Source organism: Ruegeria sp. CDSA077 (genome assembly GCF_059612265.1).
In genome coordinates, this window is sequence record NZ_JBXWQG010000001.1 from 564,089 (window position 1) to 577,056 (window position 12,968).

A 12,968-nucleotide genomic window follows, 5' to 3' on the forward strand; every position below is an offset into this window, starting at 1 on the left:
GACGCGGTCATTGGCGTAGGCCCTTTTCCGGGCGGGCAGAGATTTTTCGTCGAAAAATCTTAGTGCTCCCCGGCACACGGATTGCGCGCCGGGGAAGGTTTGGCCAAGGATCAGCCGTCTTTTTGGTCGTAGGCTGTGCCCCACCCCCAGGCGCCAGACCCGAAACCGCGCGCCACGACGCGTTCGCGGTAGATGGCCGACACCACATCGCCGTCACCGGCAAGCAGGGCCTTGGTGGAACACATCTCGGCGCAGATGGGCAGTTTGCCTTCTGCGATCCGGTTGCGACCGTATTTGGCGAACTCTGCGGTCGAGTGCGTTTCCTCGGGGCCACCGGCGCAGAAGGTACATTTGTCCATCTTGCCACGTGATCCGAAGTTGCCCGCCTGCGGGTATTGCGGCGCGCCGAACGGGCACGCATAGAAGCAATAGCCGCAGCCAATGCACAGGTCCTTGGAGTGCAGGACGACCCCTTCTTCGTTCTGATAGAAGCAGTCAACCGGGCACACCGCCATACAAGGCGCATCCGAGCAATGCATACAGGCAACCGATATCGAGCGTTCGCCCGGGTCGCCGTCATTGATCGTCACCACTCTGCGGCGGTTGATGCCCCAAGGCACCTCGTGCTCGTTCTTACACGCGGTTACGCAGGCGTTGCATTCGATGCAGCGTTCAGCGTCGCAGAGAAACTTTGCTCTAGCCATTGTCGTCCTCCTTACGCTGCTGAGATCTTGCAGAGAGTCGCTTTGGTCTCCTGCATCTGGGTTACTGAATCATAGCCATAGGTCTGGGCGGTGTTCGAACTTTCTCCCAGCACATAGGGATCAGCGCCTGAGGGGTATTTGTCCCGCAGATCCTGACCCTGGAAATGGCCGCCAAAGTGGAATGGCATAAAGGCCACGCCGGCACCAACCCTGTTGGTCAGCATCGCCATCACCTTGACCTTACCACCCTCAGGCCCTTCGACCCAGACCTGAGCCCCGTCGCGAATGCCCAGGTTGTTGGCATCACGGGGGTTGATCTCGACGAACATGTCCTGTTGCAGTTCGGCCAGCCACGGGTTCGACCGGGATTCCTCACCTCCACCCTCATACTCGACCAAACGACCTGACGTCAGGATTATCGGGTAATCCTTTGAAAAATCGTTCTTCTGGATCGAGGCATACAGGGTTGGCAGGCGATAGGACTGACGATCCTCATAGGTCGGATAGTCTTCTACCAGATCACGCCGGTTGGTATAGAGCGGCTCGCGATGCAGCGGGATCGGGTCCGGGAAAGTCCAGACCACGGTGCGGGCCTTGGCGTTGCCAAAGGGCGCACAGCCATGTGCAATCGCAACCCGCTGGATGCCGCCCGACAGGTCGGTTTTCCAGTTGGTCTTTGGCCCCGCAACGGCGTCAATGGCCGCACGTTCTTCGGCCGTCAGATCGCCGTCCCAACCAAGATCCATCAGCATCTGCATCGTGAATTCGGGATAACCGTCCTGAATTTCCGATCCAACGCTATAGACCCCTTCCGCCAGCAGGTTGTCACCATCACGTTCCACGCCAAAGCGCGCGCGGAAGGTCAGGCCACCTTCGGCCACCGGTTTGGACATGTCATAGAGGTTTGGTGTCCCCGTATGACCCATCTCTGGCGTTCCCCAGCACGGCCAGGGCAGACCGTAGTATTCGCCGTCGTTTGGTCCACCTATAGCTTGCAGCGTGGTTCTGTCGAACGTGTGCTGATTGGCCATGTGGCTTTTCAAACGCTCCGGCGACTGGCCGGTATAGCCGATGGTCCAGAGGCCCGAGTTGAACTCACGCGTGATGCTTTCAACATTCGGGGTTTCGGCGTCCTCCATCTCGATATTGCGGAAGAACCGATCCGCCCAGCCGAATTTGTTGGCGAACTTGGCCATGATGACCTCGTCCGGCAGGCTTTCGAACAGTGGTTCGACCACCTTGTCGCGCCACTGCAACGAGCGGTTCGAGGCCGTGACCGAGCCACGGGTTTCGAACTGCGTACAGGCCGGCAGTAGGTAAACGCCATCGGTCCGATCATGCAGAACGGCGGAAACGGTGGGATACGGGTCGATCACGACCAGCATGTCCAGCTTTTCCATCGCCGTCTTCATTTCCGGCCCGCGGGTTTGCGAGTTCGGAGCGTGCCCCCACAGAACCATGGCGCGGACATTGTTGTCCTGATCCATGTTGGCGGGGTCTTCCAGAACACCGTCGATCCAGCGGGAAACCGGGATGCCGCGCTCATTCTGCAGCGGTTTATCCTTGCCCTCCTTGTCCTTGATCGAGGCGAACTGGCCGGACAGCCACTCAGGGTCTTCACCCCAAACGCGCGCCCAGTGGCCCCATGCCCCTGCGGACAGCCCATAATAGCCGGGTAGGGTGTGGGACAGAACACCAAGGTCCGTCGCACCCTGCACGTTGTCGTGGCCACGGAAGATGTTGGTGCCACCGCCTGACGTTCCCATGTTGCCCAAAGCCAGCTGCAGCACGCAATAGGCGCGTGTGTTGTTGTTGCCATTGGTATGCTGGGTGCCGCCCATGCACCAGATCACCGTGCCAGGACGGTTGTTGGCCATGGTGCGCGCCACGCGCTTAAGCTGTGATCCGGGTACGCCGGTCACACGCTCAGTTTCTTCCGGGTTCCAGTTGGCGACCTCTTCACGGATCTGATCCATGCCCCAGACACGGGTGCGGATGAACTCCTTGTCCTCCCAGCCGTTGTCGAAGATGTGCCAGAGGATACCCCAGATCAGTGCGACGTCAGAGCCGGGGCGGAACCGGACATATTCATCCGCATGCGCTGCGGTGCGCGTAAAGCGCGGGTCGCAGACGATCAGCGGCGCGTTGTTCTGTTCTTTTGCGCGCAGAACATGCAGCAGAGAGACCGGGTGTGCCTCAGCCGGGTTGCCACCGATGATGAAGATAGCCTTGGAGTTGTGGATGTCGTTATAGCTGTTGGTCATGGCGCCGTAGCCCCATGTATTCGCAACACCCGCAACAGTGGTCGAGTGGCAGATACGGGCCTGATGGTCCACGTTGTTCGTGCCCCAATAGGCGGCGAACTTGCGGAACAGATAGGCCTGTTCGTTGTTATGTTTCGCGGAACCAAGCCAGTACACACTGTCCGGTCCGGATTCTTCGCGGATGTTCATCATGCCGTCGCCGATCTCGTTGATCGCCTCTTCCCAGCTGATGCGCTTCCACTCGCCGCCTTCCTTTTTCATCGGATATTTCAGGCGGCGTTCACCATGGGCGTGCTCACGGACCGAGGCCCCCTTGGCGCAGTGCGCACCCAGGTTGAAAGGGCTGTCCCAGCCGGGTTCTTGCCCGATCCAGACGCCGTTCTGCACCTCGGCCACTACGGTACAGCCGACCGAGCAATGCGTGCATATGGATTTGATGTTTTCAACGGCTTGATTGGCCGCTGACTGGGCACTGGCTGGCGTCACGGTTCCACCCGTGGCGCTGATCGCGGCCAACCCGCCGATCGTCAGGCCCGATCCGCGCAGGAATGCGCGGCGATCGACGGTTTTCTCGCCGACCTGGGACAGGATACTTGTCCGCTGGGAGCGTCTCGCAACCCCGTTGGTCTTTTTCCTAAGCATTTCTTTCCTCCCTTGCTGGCCATGTTTTCCATGGCTGGCTTGGTCCTGTTGGTGCCGACGTCAGGGCCAATCGCAACCGTCAGTCGGGTGGTGACAACGTCCGGGGTTCAGAACCGGGCGCTGTCCAGATATGCGCGCGTATGCGCGGTGTCCTGAATGCGGGTTTCATCCGTCGGTAGCTCGGCTGCTTCGGCTTGTCCGCTCAGGCTGGCGGCGGCGACTGCAGCGGGCGCTGCGGTTCCGGCCAGTTTCAAGAAGTCACGGCGCGTGGCGCCTTCTTCCTTGGTTTTGCTCATGGGATCCTCCTTTCCCAATTGCGATCTAGCGCCTTTTGGGGCGCTGGCGAATGGCGGGATCATCCCGCCGTCATTCGAAAGGCTTCACGCTCGATTTCCATGAAAACCCGACCGGCGGTGCCGACCGAGGCATAGAAAACCGAGTTTTCCGCGGCTTCCAAATCTGAATAGAAATGTGCGGCCCAGGGACCGATATGCTTGTTCCAGAACGTTTTTTGATCTTCCAGCGAGGCGGGTGAGCCAAAGCGTCCGACGATCATGCCCGCCATCATCTCCATCAACGAGGCGATATTGTCTTCGGGTTCAAACACGTTCTGCGCCCGTGTGATCTGACGAACCGCCATGTCGTTGCGCAGTTGCGCCAGCGGTTTTTCGTTCAGGAAACCAGTCAGGTAGAAACTGGCATAGGGCAGCAGTTCTCCGCGTCCTAGCCCGATGAACAGGGCATTGAATTCGCGTTCGGCAGCCGCGGGTTTGGTCACCTTGGCGACCCGCGACATGGCCTTGATAGCCTGACCCAGATCGGTTTCATCGCCGGTCAGACCAGTAACCTGAGACAGCAGCATCTGATCCGGAGGCGCCGCAAGCAGCAGCCCAAGGAAGTTATAGAAATCCGCGCGCAGACGATCCTCGGCTGAGACGTCCAGGTTTTGCGCGTTGCTTGCGGTCATACGGTTATCCTTCGTATTCAAACTTCATGCGGCGTGGGGCAGGCGTAAGCTCTGCCTCTTCCGGGTCGTCGATTTCAGAAATCATTACAGGTTCTGCCGAGTGTACCTCGGGCGTTTCGGGCAACTCAGGCTCAGGCTCTGGTGTTGGGTCTTCAACCTCAGGCGCTGCGTCTTCCTCTTCGGTCTGAGCGGCCAAAGCCTCGATATGGGCCAGCATTCCCTTGCCGACCTGATAGGCGGTCTGGATATTTTCGATCACGCAGGCGGCGTCGGTATAGTCCTCGCCGTAATCCACCAGCCCATCGACATTGGCCAGAACCGGGTTTAGGCGCCAGAGCTGCCGAAGGGCGCGGCGGCGCAATCGGTCAGGCACTGCCTTGGCCATAAAACCCGAGACGTCGTCACCAACTTGCAACTGATCAGGGTCGGGCAAATTGAATTCCGCCAGAATTTCGGCGTCAGTCTTTTCTTCCAGCTCGCCCCGCTGTTCAGCGAAAGCCTGTTCTTGTGCTGCTACAACCTCAGCTTTGGCCTCAGCCTGAACGGCGGCCTTGCGGCGCGACCAGAAATCGCGGGTTTCGGTCATTGCACGATCCTCCGCGGGGCGCGGAAAACATCCGAGTCCTGCCGGATGCGTACATCCCCTTTGCCGTCCTCAACCAGATCGGTGCGTTTCTTATCACGGCGGCGCTTGACGAAGACTTCGTTGCGATGGTGTTCCAGAGCAAAGTCACGTACCCAAGCGATCAGCCCATCAGTCATTGGGATTTTCTCGACAAGCTCTTCGCCGGTATCGGCGTAGTCCTGTCCTTCGAAGGGTGAGGCGGTCACCAGCACAGCGTCCATCGGTTGTGTTCCATCCAGCGCATCGCGCAGGACCAGATAGATCGAGGGTTGCCCGTCCGACAGGTTGACCATGTAGGCTTCGGCCTCATCTGACCACAGGGTCAGGGGCAGGGTGGCCGCGTGGTATTCGACCGCTTCACCCTCGCGCCGCATCTCCAACCAATCGGCCGGTCCAGCGCCGGGCAGCACGGCGACGGCGCGCCAGTTCCATTGCGCCCAGCGTGTAACCCCGGGTGTTTTGCGCACGACGACGCCGATTGGCATTTCAATCTGGCTGGCGGCCTTGGCCACTAAGTCCTCCCTGGAAAGCTCTCCCCTGCCTTCCTCAGGGTCTACTATGGTACACAAAGTAGCTTCCTGCCAAGTCCTTGGGTGGTCGAATATGCACCCTTCACCGATTGTTTACGGTCCTCGCGGCTCTTATCGGGCTTTGTTCCGGCGATCCGGCCCCCACGGGCATTGCTACTTTCTTCAGAGGTTCTAAGCTGACCTTGGACTGGGGAGGACATCCGGGGGAGGTTATGGGTACGAGATTGCTGCTATGTGACTGTGCGGGAACGCAAACCATTGACGCTGAGAAGCTATCGTCAGCTTGCGATGTCGCCTGCTCCAGAATTCACACCGCATTATGTACGAAAGAACTGGAATCCGCCGCCAAGCCGCTGCAAGAGGGCAACGTCGTAATTGCCTGTATGCAAGAGCAGGATGTTTTCCTGGCATTGGCCGATGAGTTAGGTGTCGAAGTGCCAGGGTTTGTCGATCTTCGCGATCGTGCCGGGTGGTCTGATCAAGGGCAGGATGCTGCCCCCAAAATGGCCGCGCTGGCTGCTGAGGCGGTGTTGCCTCAGCCGATCACACCCAGTGTCGATGTGGTCAGCGAAGGGACGTGTTTCATAGTCGGGCCCGGCGCAGTAAGTTTGGAGTTGGCTGAACGCCTCTCGGACATATTGGCCGTGACAGTTTTGACCACTGATGACACCGAGCCCATGTCGCGCCGCTTTGATGTGATACGCGGGCGCGTTCGTTTGGTGACCGGTGCGCTGGGCGGGTTTTCGATAAAGCTGGATGCGTTGCAGCAGCTTGAACCCGGAGGACGCGGGGCCTTTGGTTGGACCGAACCACGCGACGGGGCGAACTCCTCATGCGATATAGTTGTGGATCTAACGGGCGGCATGCCTCTGGTGCAGGCCCCGTCCAAGCGCGAGGGGTATTTGCGGGCAGATCCCAAAGATGCGGTGGCCGTGGAGCGTCTGTCGTTCGAGGCCATGCAACTGGTCGGGACATTTGAAAAACCTCTCTATGTCCGGCTGGAAGAATCTCTATGTGCGCATTCCCGTGCCGAACAGGTCGGGTGTACGAATTGTCTGGATATCTGCCCGACCGGGGCGATCACCCCTGCGGGCGAGCATGTAGCCATCGACCCTATGGTTTGCGCGGGATGCGGAGAATGCGCGGCGGTTTGCCCATCTACCGCGATAACTTACGAGGATCCGCCCGTTTCTGCGCTGCTGTCACGGATGCACATTCTGTCGCGAACCTACCGGCGTGCAGGCGGGCAAGCACCCCGACTGTTGGTGCATGACGCGCATGGGGCCGAAATGATCCGTCTGTCCGCCCGTTTCGGACGCGGGATTCCAGCGGATGTGATCCCGCTAGAACTGAACGTGATCTCGGGCTTTGGCCATGCCGAGATGCTGGCCGCGCTGGCGCATGGGTTTGCGCGGGTTGATGTGCTGCTGGCCCCAACAACCGAAAGGGATGCCTTGGACCGCGAACTGGCGCTGGCGCAGGCTATCGCTGGGACTGCAGGGATGGCACTGATCGACCAGGCTGATCCCGATGCGCTGTCCGACCTGCTATATGCGCAGGACGTGCCGCCCCCCTTGGCCGACCCGGTTCTGCCGCTGGGAAATCGCAGGCAGATTACGCGACTGGCCGCACAGGCGCTGAACCCGCAGGCCGCAGCCCCGTTGCCCTTGCCCGAGAATGCACCCTATGGGGCCATCGCGGTGGATACGGATGCCTGTACATTGTGCCTCAGCTGCGTGTCCCTTTGTCCGTCAGGCGCTTTGGCCGACAACCCGGATATGCCGCAGTTGAATTTCCAGCAGGACGCCTGTCTGCAATGTGGTCTGTGCCGGACAATCTGTCCCGAGAATGCAATAACTCTGGTTCCGCAACTGGATTTAGGTGATGCGGCCCTGTCTCAGGACGTGTTGAACGAAGAAGACCCTTTTGCATGTGTGGAATGCGGTGCCCTCTTTGGTGTCAAATCGACCGTCGAACGTATCATGGAAAAGCTGTCTGGTACGCATCCGATGTTTGCGACATCCGAGCAGGCGCGCATGATCCAGATGTGTGACAACTGTCGTGTGAACGCGCAGTTCCAGCACAAGGACAACCCGTTTCAGTCAAACCCGAAACCCAAAGTCGTCACGACCGAGGACTATTTCTCGAAAAGAAAGGATCATTGAAGCTGTAGCGGCGCGCCCAGATCTGCTGCCTTGATGGCCGAGACAAAGGCCATAATCGCCTCTAACTCCTCCAGCGTCATCTCGACCGGGTGGATTGGAGGGGGACGCAGAGGATCGAAGGGTGGGGTTATGTCCTCAATCTGCGTGAAAGCGGGATGAGGGTTCAGGGCAAAGAAGGCCTCGAACCGTTCGGACCAGTCCGGCATAGCCCGCAGCACGGCGAAAGAGGGGGTGGAGCCAAGCCCGTTCATTTGGTTCTCTGGACCGATCACATGGCACCGCCCGCAATGGGTCATCGACATTTCCGCACCCAGGACAGCGTCGCCTTCGATCTTCGGACCCTCTGTTGCGGCTTCGACAGTGAAACTGGCCGAATAGGACGGGCCGCTATCGGGGCTAAAGCTTTCAACGGTGCGTTTGCCGATGTCAGAAAGCAGCCACTCCCGAAACCGAATCTGCCTTGGGTCGTCCACAATGCGCAGGTGATAGGTGACGCCATGACGCTCGAATACCGGATCACCTGGCGGTGAACCGCCCAAAGCCATAGCGCCGGAATCGTCTGCAACGACGCGTATCCCGGTCTTGAGAGAAAAACGCGGAAGAATATGTTGCAACAGACCAGAGTCTGTAACCTCATCCGGGGCGGCAAGCCCCAGCGCCTCTTGCGACCAAGAGGGGGTAGCAGAGAGCAGCAAGCTCAGGCAAAAGAAGGTAACCCGCATAAAGGCAGCTTATCGGCCTGCGCCCGAATGCGTCAAATGAACGAAAAAAAGACGGAGACACATGCAATGAAACGTATCCCAACGACCGGGCAAACCAAAAGGGTAATGGCATGAGTGTTCGTGACGCGGTTCTGGCGAACCTGAAGAAAATCACCGATCCGGTTTCAGGCCAGGATATCGTCAGCGCCGGAGTTGTCCGCGCGTTGAATGTCGATGGCGATACAGTGCGGTTTGTGCTTGAGATTGATCCGAAACAGGCAGAGCGGATGGAGCCGGTGCGCGCCGCCGCCGAGCAGGCTGCGCAGTTGGTGGAGGGGGTCGACAAGGTTTCCGCCATGATGACTGCGCATTCCGAAAAGGCCCCGCCTGAACTGAAGCCCAAGCCGAAACCATCTCAGACAGGTCCGCAGGCCGTTCCGGGTGTCGATCGGATCATCGCCGTTGCATCCGGTAAGGGCGGAGTCGGTAAATCCACCGTATCCGCAAATCTGGCTTGTGCTTTGGCTGCAGAAGGGCGGCGTGTCGGGTTGTTGGATGCTGATGTCTATGGCCCTTCACAGCCTCGGATGCTGGGTGTCTCTGGCCGCCCGGCCAGCCCGGATGGCAAAACGATCCTGCCCCTGCGCAATCATGGCGTCACGATGATGTCGATGGGACTGATGACCAACGAAGGTCAGGCGGTCGTCTGGCGTGGTCCGATGCTGATGGGGGCGCTGCAGCAGATGATGGGGCAGGTGCAATGGGGAGCATTGGATGTATTGATTGTCGACCTACCGCCGGGCACCGGCGATGTGCAACTAACGCTCAGCCAGAAGTTCAAGGTGGACGGGGCCATCGTGGTGTCGACCCCACAGGACGTGGCCCTGATCGACGCGCGCAAGGGGATCGATATGTTCAATCAGCTCAAGACGCCGATTATTGGGATGATCGAGAACATGTCGACCCATATCTGTTCCAGCTGCGGGCATGAGGAACATGTGTTCGGACATGGCGGCGTCGCCGCTGAGGCCGAGGCGCTGGGCATTCCGCTGCTTGGTGAGATTCCGCTGCATCTGGATATCCGGGTTGCGGCGGATGGGGGAGCGCCCATCGTTGTCAGCAAGCCGGACAGCGCACAGGCCGAAGCTTTCCGCAAGATTGCCCGCGACATGATCACCAAGGGCAATGCATGACCCAGCCGGTCTTTCCTCCGTTGCTGACTGGACATGCCGTTCAGGGCGGGGAAGACCCGTTCGAACGCGCCCAGGCGATGGCTGCGCTGGGCTGTGATGCCGGAACGGTGGTCTACAACATTCAGGCCAACCGTTTGCGCGTTGCCATTGTATTTGCACCTGAGGTTCCATTGCAGGACGCCATGGTGATGTTGCCGCTTTGCGGAGTTGGGTTTCAGAATGCGCTGGGCGCTCTAGCCCCGCCCGAGGTTGCCGTTCATCTGGACTGGGGCGGCCCTATCTGTGTGAATGGTGCGACCTGCGGCAAGTTTCAGGTTGCTGCGTCGACTTCAGACCCTCAGATTGAGCCTGACTGGTTGATTGTCGGCTGGGAGCTGGCCTTGCTACAGACCAGCACCGCGCCAGGCCAGACCCCGGATATCACAGCGCTCTACGATGAAGGGTGTGCCGAGGTCCAGCCTGTCCAACTGATCGAAAGCTGGTCGCGCCATATGCTGACATGGCTCAACCGCTGGCAAGAAGACGGCAACGCGCCGTTGCACAGCGAATGGTTGGGTTTGTTGCGTGGTGTTGGCGAACCCTTTGGCGAGATCGGGGTCTTTTTGGGCACTGATGAACGGTTTGGCATGCTTATCCGCAATGGTGCGGACACCCGCCTGCACCCGCTGACTAACTTACTGGAGAACGGATAATGAAACTGGCCCGTGCGATCCATTTCGATGAAAGCGACATGAATGTGTTTCATTCTCCGGCGAGAACGGGTGAGTGGTGCATTTCCGGCGGGTTCGAGTTTTCGAATTGGGGCGAAGGCGATTTGGAGGGTAAAGCCCGCCAGGCCTTTGCGAATGGTTGGTTGGGGGTTGAGACATTCGGCCGGGTGACCTTTGTAGCGGTGACGCAGGTTGAACAGGCCGAGATCGACCAGATTGCCCGGAATTTGGCGGAACATTTCGTGCAATTCTACGGGGCCCCATCGGTCGAGGCCGCCATGGGTGTTGCGCAGGAAGAGATCGCGCATATGGCAGAGTTATGCGATGATCACGCCGCCAATACCTTGCTGACGGTCGCCCGTGAGCTGTCTGAAACCGGGGTGCTTGAGGCGTTTCGCATCATCACACCGCAGGAAACCCAGCTTGAGGCGCTGGCCGTCCACGGATCGCTGGACGAATAGGGCTTAAAGAAGATCGGCAAACCCGCCGAACTGACCGCGTTTGAAGATCAGACCTTTGCCGGTGCGGTACATGGCCTGTTCTACTTCACCCACGATGATCAGATGATCCCCTGCCTCGTGCCGGGCATGAAGCTGGCAGTCGAACCGTGCCAGACAATCCGCCAGACGAGGGCGACCACGGTGATCTGCGGCCCAGTTGGCATGTGAAAAATCCGCACCCTCGCGCGCGAATTTTAGGGCCTGTTCCTGCTGTTCCTCAGCCATCACATGGATCGAATAGTGATCGCAGTCTTTGAAAGCGTCGAACCGGTTTGAATCCTTCGCCAGGCACCACAGCACCAGCGGAGGCGTCAGCGAGACCGAGGAAAACGAATTGACCGTGATTGCGCGGGGCCCCAGCGCTGTTTCGGTGGTGACAACGGTGACGCCGGTTCCAAAACACCCCAATGCCTCGCGAAACGCGGTGCTGTTGTCCGGGGTTGGGGTGAAGGTGCGGTCCGTCATCTCACGCTCATTCTGTGGCCGCGCCTCAGGTGCCATGGCAAGCCGGGATTGTCCATGAAAAGCTGCGCTTGAGGTGCATATTTCGCCCTCAGTTCAGGTCCTCAAGCAGACGACCATGCCGGCGGGTTGCTTCGATGACCTCGCCAAACGTATTCATCCCGCGCGCTTGCAGCATTGGAAGCATCCGAACCAGCGCCTCGGCGGTGGCAACTGCATCACCCAATGCCGTATGGCGCAGCTCATGCGGAATTGTAATGTCCAGCCGTTCGCACAGCGCGTCCAAAGTGTGCGTGTCGCTGGCGCCGAACAGGACCGCAGATAGCAGGACCGTATCCAGTACGGGATGCGTCCACTCAACTTTCATACGGTCGGCGTGGCGTCGCAGAAACGCCATATCAAAAGGTGCATTATGCGCCACGATTACGGCATTTCGCGCGAATTCGTGAAAGATACGCCCGGCTTCGGCGATTTCCGGCGCGCCTTCGACCATTCGATCCGTGATCTTGTGAACCTTGGTCGAGGCGGCAGGGATCGGCATGACCGGGTTCACCAGCATATCCAACCTTTCGCCTTCGACCATCCGTCCATTTACCACACGGACTGCGCCGATCTGGACGATCTCGTCTTTGTGCGGCAGCAGGCCTGTGGTTTCGGTGTCGAAGACAACAAAACAAAGCTCGCGCAGAGGCAATGTCTCGAATGATTGGTCGGTGGATGTGTTCAGCAAACCAAAGTCATAGACCAGAGGTCTGGCAGCCTCAGGCGCTATATTGGCGGCGCTGTCATCTAGGATTAGCATATAGCCGGAAGTTTCCCCCAGCGGTTTCATGCGGGCTGAATAGGTCTGCGCCCCATCAATGCTGGTCAGCGAGCAGGATGCCTCCATCCCGGTCTTGGTCAGTTTGGCATAGGCTTTCTGCAGCGCGTCTGGCTGGAAGTAATCGAACAGTGGCGCATTCAGGCGTGGATGCGAAATCTGTGCCAGAACCTCGGCCGCCTGTCCGTCATACAAAACGAGCCTGTGAGAGGGGCTAGCCAGCAATATGGCTACAGGAATTTCAGTCAAAAGCGCCCTAAGCCTTTGCTGTTCCACAGCCAGATGCTCGGTTTCAGCAGCGACAGCCTCTGCCACGCCCATGGTCTTGTCGGACAGTTGGTTGGCCAGACCGGCAGCCGCAGGGGCCAAGTCGCCAAGATACCGCGCGGCTTGCAGATCGAGGTCGCGGCTGACACCGGCATGCGCTCGTGCGCGCAGTTCAGCGGAAAGCCTTTCGATCGGCTTGGCGACATTATCGTCGAACAATAGCCAGACAGCGGCGATCAGGGCCAGCAGACCGAACCCGATGACGATCTCTGCAAAGATGAACGCGTCGAAAAGGGTCGGATCCGCCGCCCGCCTGTAGCTGACCCAAAGCGCAACCGAGCTGACGGCAACCCCGCCGACCGCCAGCAGGCAGAAGAACAGGAAAATCCGCAGGCGCAGGCTTAATCGGGTCAGCATG

Annotated in this window: 13 protein-coding genes; 4 read left to right on the plus strand and 9 right to left on the minus strand. The window is 59.2% G+C overall.

Features of this window, described 5'->3' with window-relative positions; translation table 11 throughout:
• Positions 1-110 precede the first annotated feature (110 nt).
• The 6 genes from fdh3B to AC2FLE_RS02915 form a co-directional block, all read right to left on the minus strand.
• Positions 111-704: a formate dehydrogenase FDH3 subunit beta gene (gene fdh3B / locus AC2FLE_RS02890; RefSeq protein WP_085821701.1), complete on the minus strand. Its 594-nt coding sequence runs from the start codon at positions 702-704 to the stop codon at positions 111-113.
• 11 nt (positions 705-715) lie between these two features.
• A complete protein-coding gene (locus tag AC2FLE_RS02895) occupies positions 716-3,610 on the minus strand; it encodes a formate dehydrogenase subunit alpha (protein WP_281972245.1) in 2,895 nt (964 codons plus the stop codon).
• Between the two features lie 107 nt (positions 3,611-3,717).
• Complete coding sequence (locus AC2FLE_RS02900; RefSeq protein WP_281994743.1) at positions 3,718-3,906, minus strand: ubiquinol-cytochrome c reductase iron-sulfur subunit N-terminal domain-containing protein; 189 nt, start codon at positions 3,904-3,906, stop codon at positions 3,718-3,720.
• Between the two features lie 59 nt (positions 3,907-3,965).
• The gene (locus tag AC2FLE_RS02905) at positions 3,966-4,577 is read right to left on the minus strand and encodes a TorD/DmsD family molecular chaperone (RefSeq protein ID WP_496695130.1); all 612 of its coding nucleotides are present in this window, start codon (positions 4,575-4,577) and stop codon (positions 3,966-3,968) included.
• Positions 4,578-4,581: 4 nt separating this feature from the next.
• On the minus strand, positions 4,582-5,163 hold the full coding sequence (locus tag AC2FLE_RS02910; protein WP_496695132.1) for a DUF3306 domain-containing protein: 582 nt from the start codon (positions 5,161-5,163) through the stop codon (positions 4,582-4,584).
• Complete coding sequence (locus AC2FLE_RS02915) at positions 5,160-5,714, minus strand: DUF3305 domain-containing protein (protein ID WP_142634353.1); 555 nt, start codon at positions 5,712-5,714, stop codon at positions 5,160-5,162. Before AC2FLE_RS02915 ends, AC2FLE_RS02910 begins: the two co-directional genes overlap by 4 nt.
• A 230-nt stretch (positions 5,715-5,944) precedes the next feature.
• Here AC2FLE_RS02915 and AC2FLE_RS02920 point away from each other — a divergent pair, with 230 nt between their 5' ends.
• Positions 5,945-7,897: a 4Fe-4S binding protein gene (locus tag AC2FLE_RS02920; protein ID WP_496695134.1), complete on the plus strand. Its 1,953-nt coding sequence runs from the start codon at positions 5,945-5,947 to the stop codon at positions 7,895-7,897.
• On the opposite strand, the gene AC2FLE_RS02925 is transcribed toward AC2FLE_RS02920, so the two are convergent.
• Entirely contained in the window at positions 7,891-8,619 is a 729-nt protein-coding gene (locus AC2FLE_RS02925; protein WP_496695135.1) for a hypothetical protein, read from the minus strand. The two genes, AC2FLE_RS02920 and AC2FLE_RS02925, sit on opposite strands and share 7 nt — an antisense overlap.
• 110 nt (positions 8,620-8,729) lie before the next feature.
• Between AC2FLE_RS02925 and AC2FLE_RS02930 the strand changes: the two genes are divergently transcribed.
• The 3 genes from AC2FLE_RS02930 to AC2FLE_RS02940 are packed head-to-tail and all read left to right on the plus strand — an operon-like array spanning position 8,730 to position 10,962.
• The gene (locus AC2FLE_RS02930) at positions 8,730-9,791 is read left to right on the plus strand and encodes an Mrp/NBP35 family ATP-binding protein (RefSeq protein ID WP_496695136.1); all 1,062 of its coding nucleotides are present in this window, start codon (positions 8,730-8,732) and stop codon (positions 9,789-9,791) included.
• Positions 9,788-10,483 carry a biotin/lipoate--protein ligase family protein gene (locus tag AC2FLE_RS02935; RefSeq protein ID WP_496695137.1) on the plus strand — a complete coding sequence of 232 codons (696 nt, stop codon included), beginning with the start codon at positions 9,788-9,790 and terminating at the stop codon, positions 10,481-10,483. Before AC2FLE_RS02930 ends, AC2FLE_RS02935 begins: the two co-directional genes overlap by 4 nt.
• Positions 10,483-10,962, plus strand: a complete 480-nt coding sequence (locus tag AC2FLE_RS02940) for a DUF6505 family protein (RefSeq protein WP_142634342.1) — start codon at positions 10,483-10,485, stop codon at positions 10,960-10,962. Before AC2FLE_RS02935 ends, AC2FLE_RS02940 begins: the two co-directional genes overlap by 1 nt.
• A gap of 3 nt (positions 10,963-10,965) precedes the next feature.
• Here AC2FLE_RS02940 and AC2FLE_RS02945 read toward each other — a convergent pair whose 3' ends face one another.
• Together AC2FLE_RS02945 and AC2FLE_RS02950 are read right to left on the minus strand one after the other, a co-directional pair.
• Complete coding sequence (locus AC2FLE_RS02945; protein ID WP_281994740.1) at positions 10,966-11,466, minus strand: flavin reductase family protein; 501 nt, start codon at positions 11,464-11,466, stop codon at positions 10,966-10,968.
• An 88-nt stretch (positions 11,467-11,554) separates the two neighbouring features.
• Complete coding sequence (locus tag AC2FLE_RS02950; RefSeq protein ID WP_496695139.1) at positions 11,555-12,967, minus strand: 3'-5' exonuclease; 1,413 nt, start codon at positions 12,965-12,967, stop codon at positions 11,555-11,557.
• Position 12,968 lies beyond the last annotated feature (1 nt).

What these genes read in the sequence shown, in the direction of transcription:
- AC2FLE_RS02950 (WP_496695139.1), bottom strand. Translation starts at nt 12,967, where the DNA reads ATGCTGACCCGATTAAGCCTGCGCCTGCGGATTTTCCTGTTCTTCTGC.
- AC2FLE_RS02940 (WP_142634342.1), top strand. Translation starts at nt 10,483, where the DNA reads ATGAAACTGGCCCGTGCGATCCATTTCGATGAAAGCGACATGAATGTG.
- AC2FLE_RS02910 (WP_496695132.1), bottom strand. Translation starts at nt 5,163, where the DNA reads ATGACCGAAACCCGCGATTTCTGGTCGCGCCGCAAGGCCGCCGTTCAG.
- AC2FLE_RS02935 (WP_496695137.1), top strand. Translation starts at nt 9,788, where the DNA reads ATGACCCAGCCGGTCTTTCCTCCGTTGCTGACTGGACATGCCGTTCAG.
- AC2FLE_RS02925 (WP_496695135.1), bottom strand. Translation starts at nt 8,619, where the DNA reads ATGCGGGTTACCTTCTTTTGCCTGAGCTTGCTGCTCTCTGCTACCCCC.
- AC2FLE_RS02930 (WP_496695136.1), top strand. Translation starts at nt 8,730, where the DNA reads ATGAGTGTTCGTGACGCGGTTCTGGCGAACCTGAAGAAAATCACCGAT.
- AC2FLE_RS02900 (WP_281994743.1), bottom strand. Translation starts at nt 3,906, where the DNA reads ATGAGCAAAACCAAGGAAGAAGGCGCCACGCGCCGTGACTTCTTGAAA.
- AC2FLE_RS02905 (WP_496695130.1), bottom strand. Translation starts at nt 4,577, where the DNA reads ATGACCGCAAGCAACGCGCAAAACCTGGACGTCTCAGCCGAGGATCGT.
- AC2FLE_RS02920 (WP_496695134.1), top strand. Translation starts at nt 5,945, where the DNA reads ATGGGTACGAGATTGCTGCTATGTGACTGTGCGGGAACGCAAACCATT.
- AC2FLE_RS02895 (WP_281972245.1), bottom strand. Translation starts at nt 3,610, where the DNA reads ATGCTTAGGAAAAAGACCAACGGGGTTGCGAGACGCTCCCAGCGGACA.
- fdh3B (WP_085821701.1), bottom strand. Translation starts at nt 704, where the DNA reads ATGGCTAGAGCAAAGTTTCTCTGCGACGCTGAACGCTGCATCGAATGC.
- AC2FLE_RS02945 (WP_281994740.1), bottom strand. Translation starts at nt 11,466, where the DNA reads ATGACGGACCGCACCTTCACCCCAACCCCGGACAACAGCACCGCGTTT.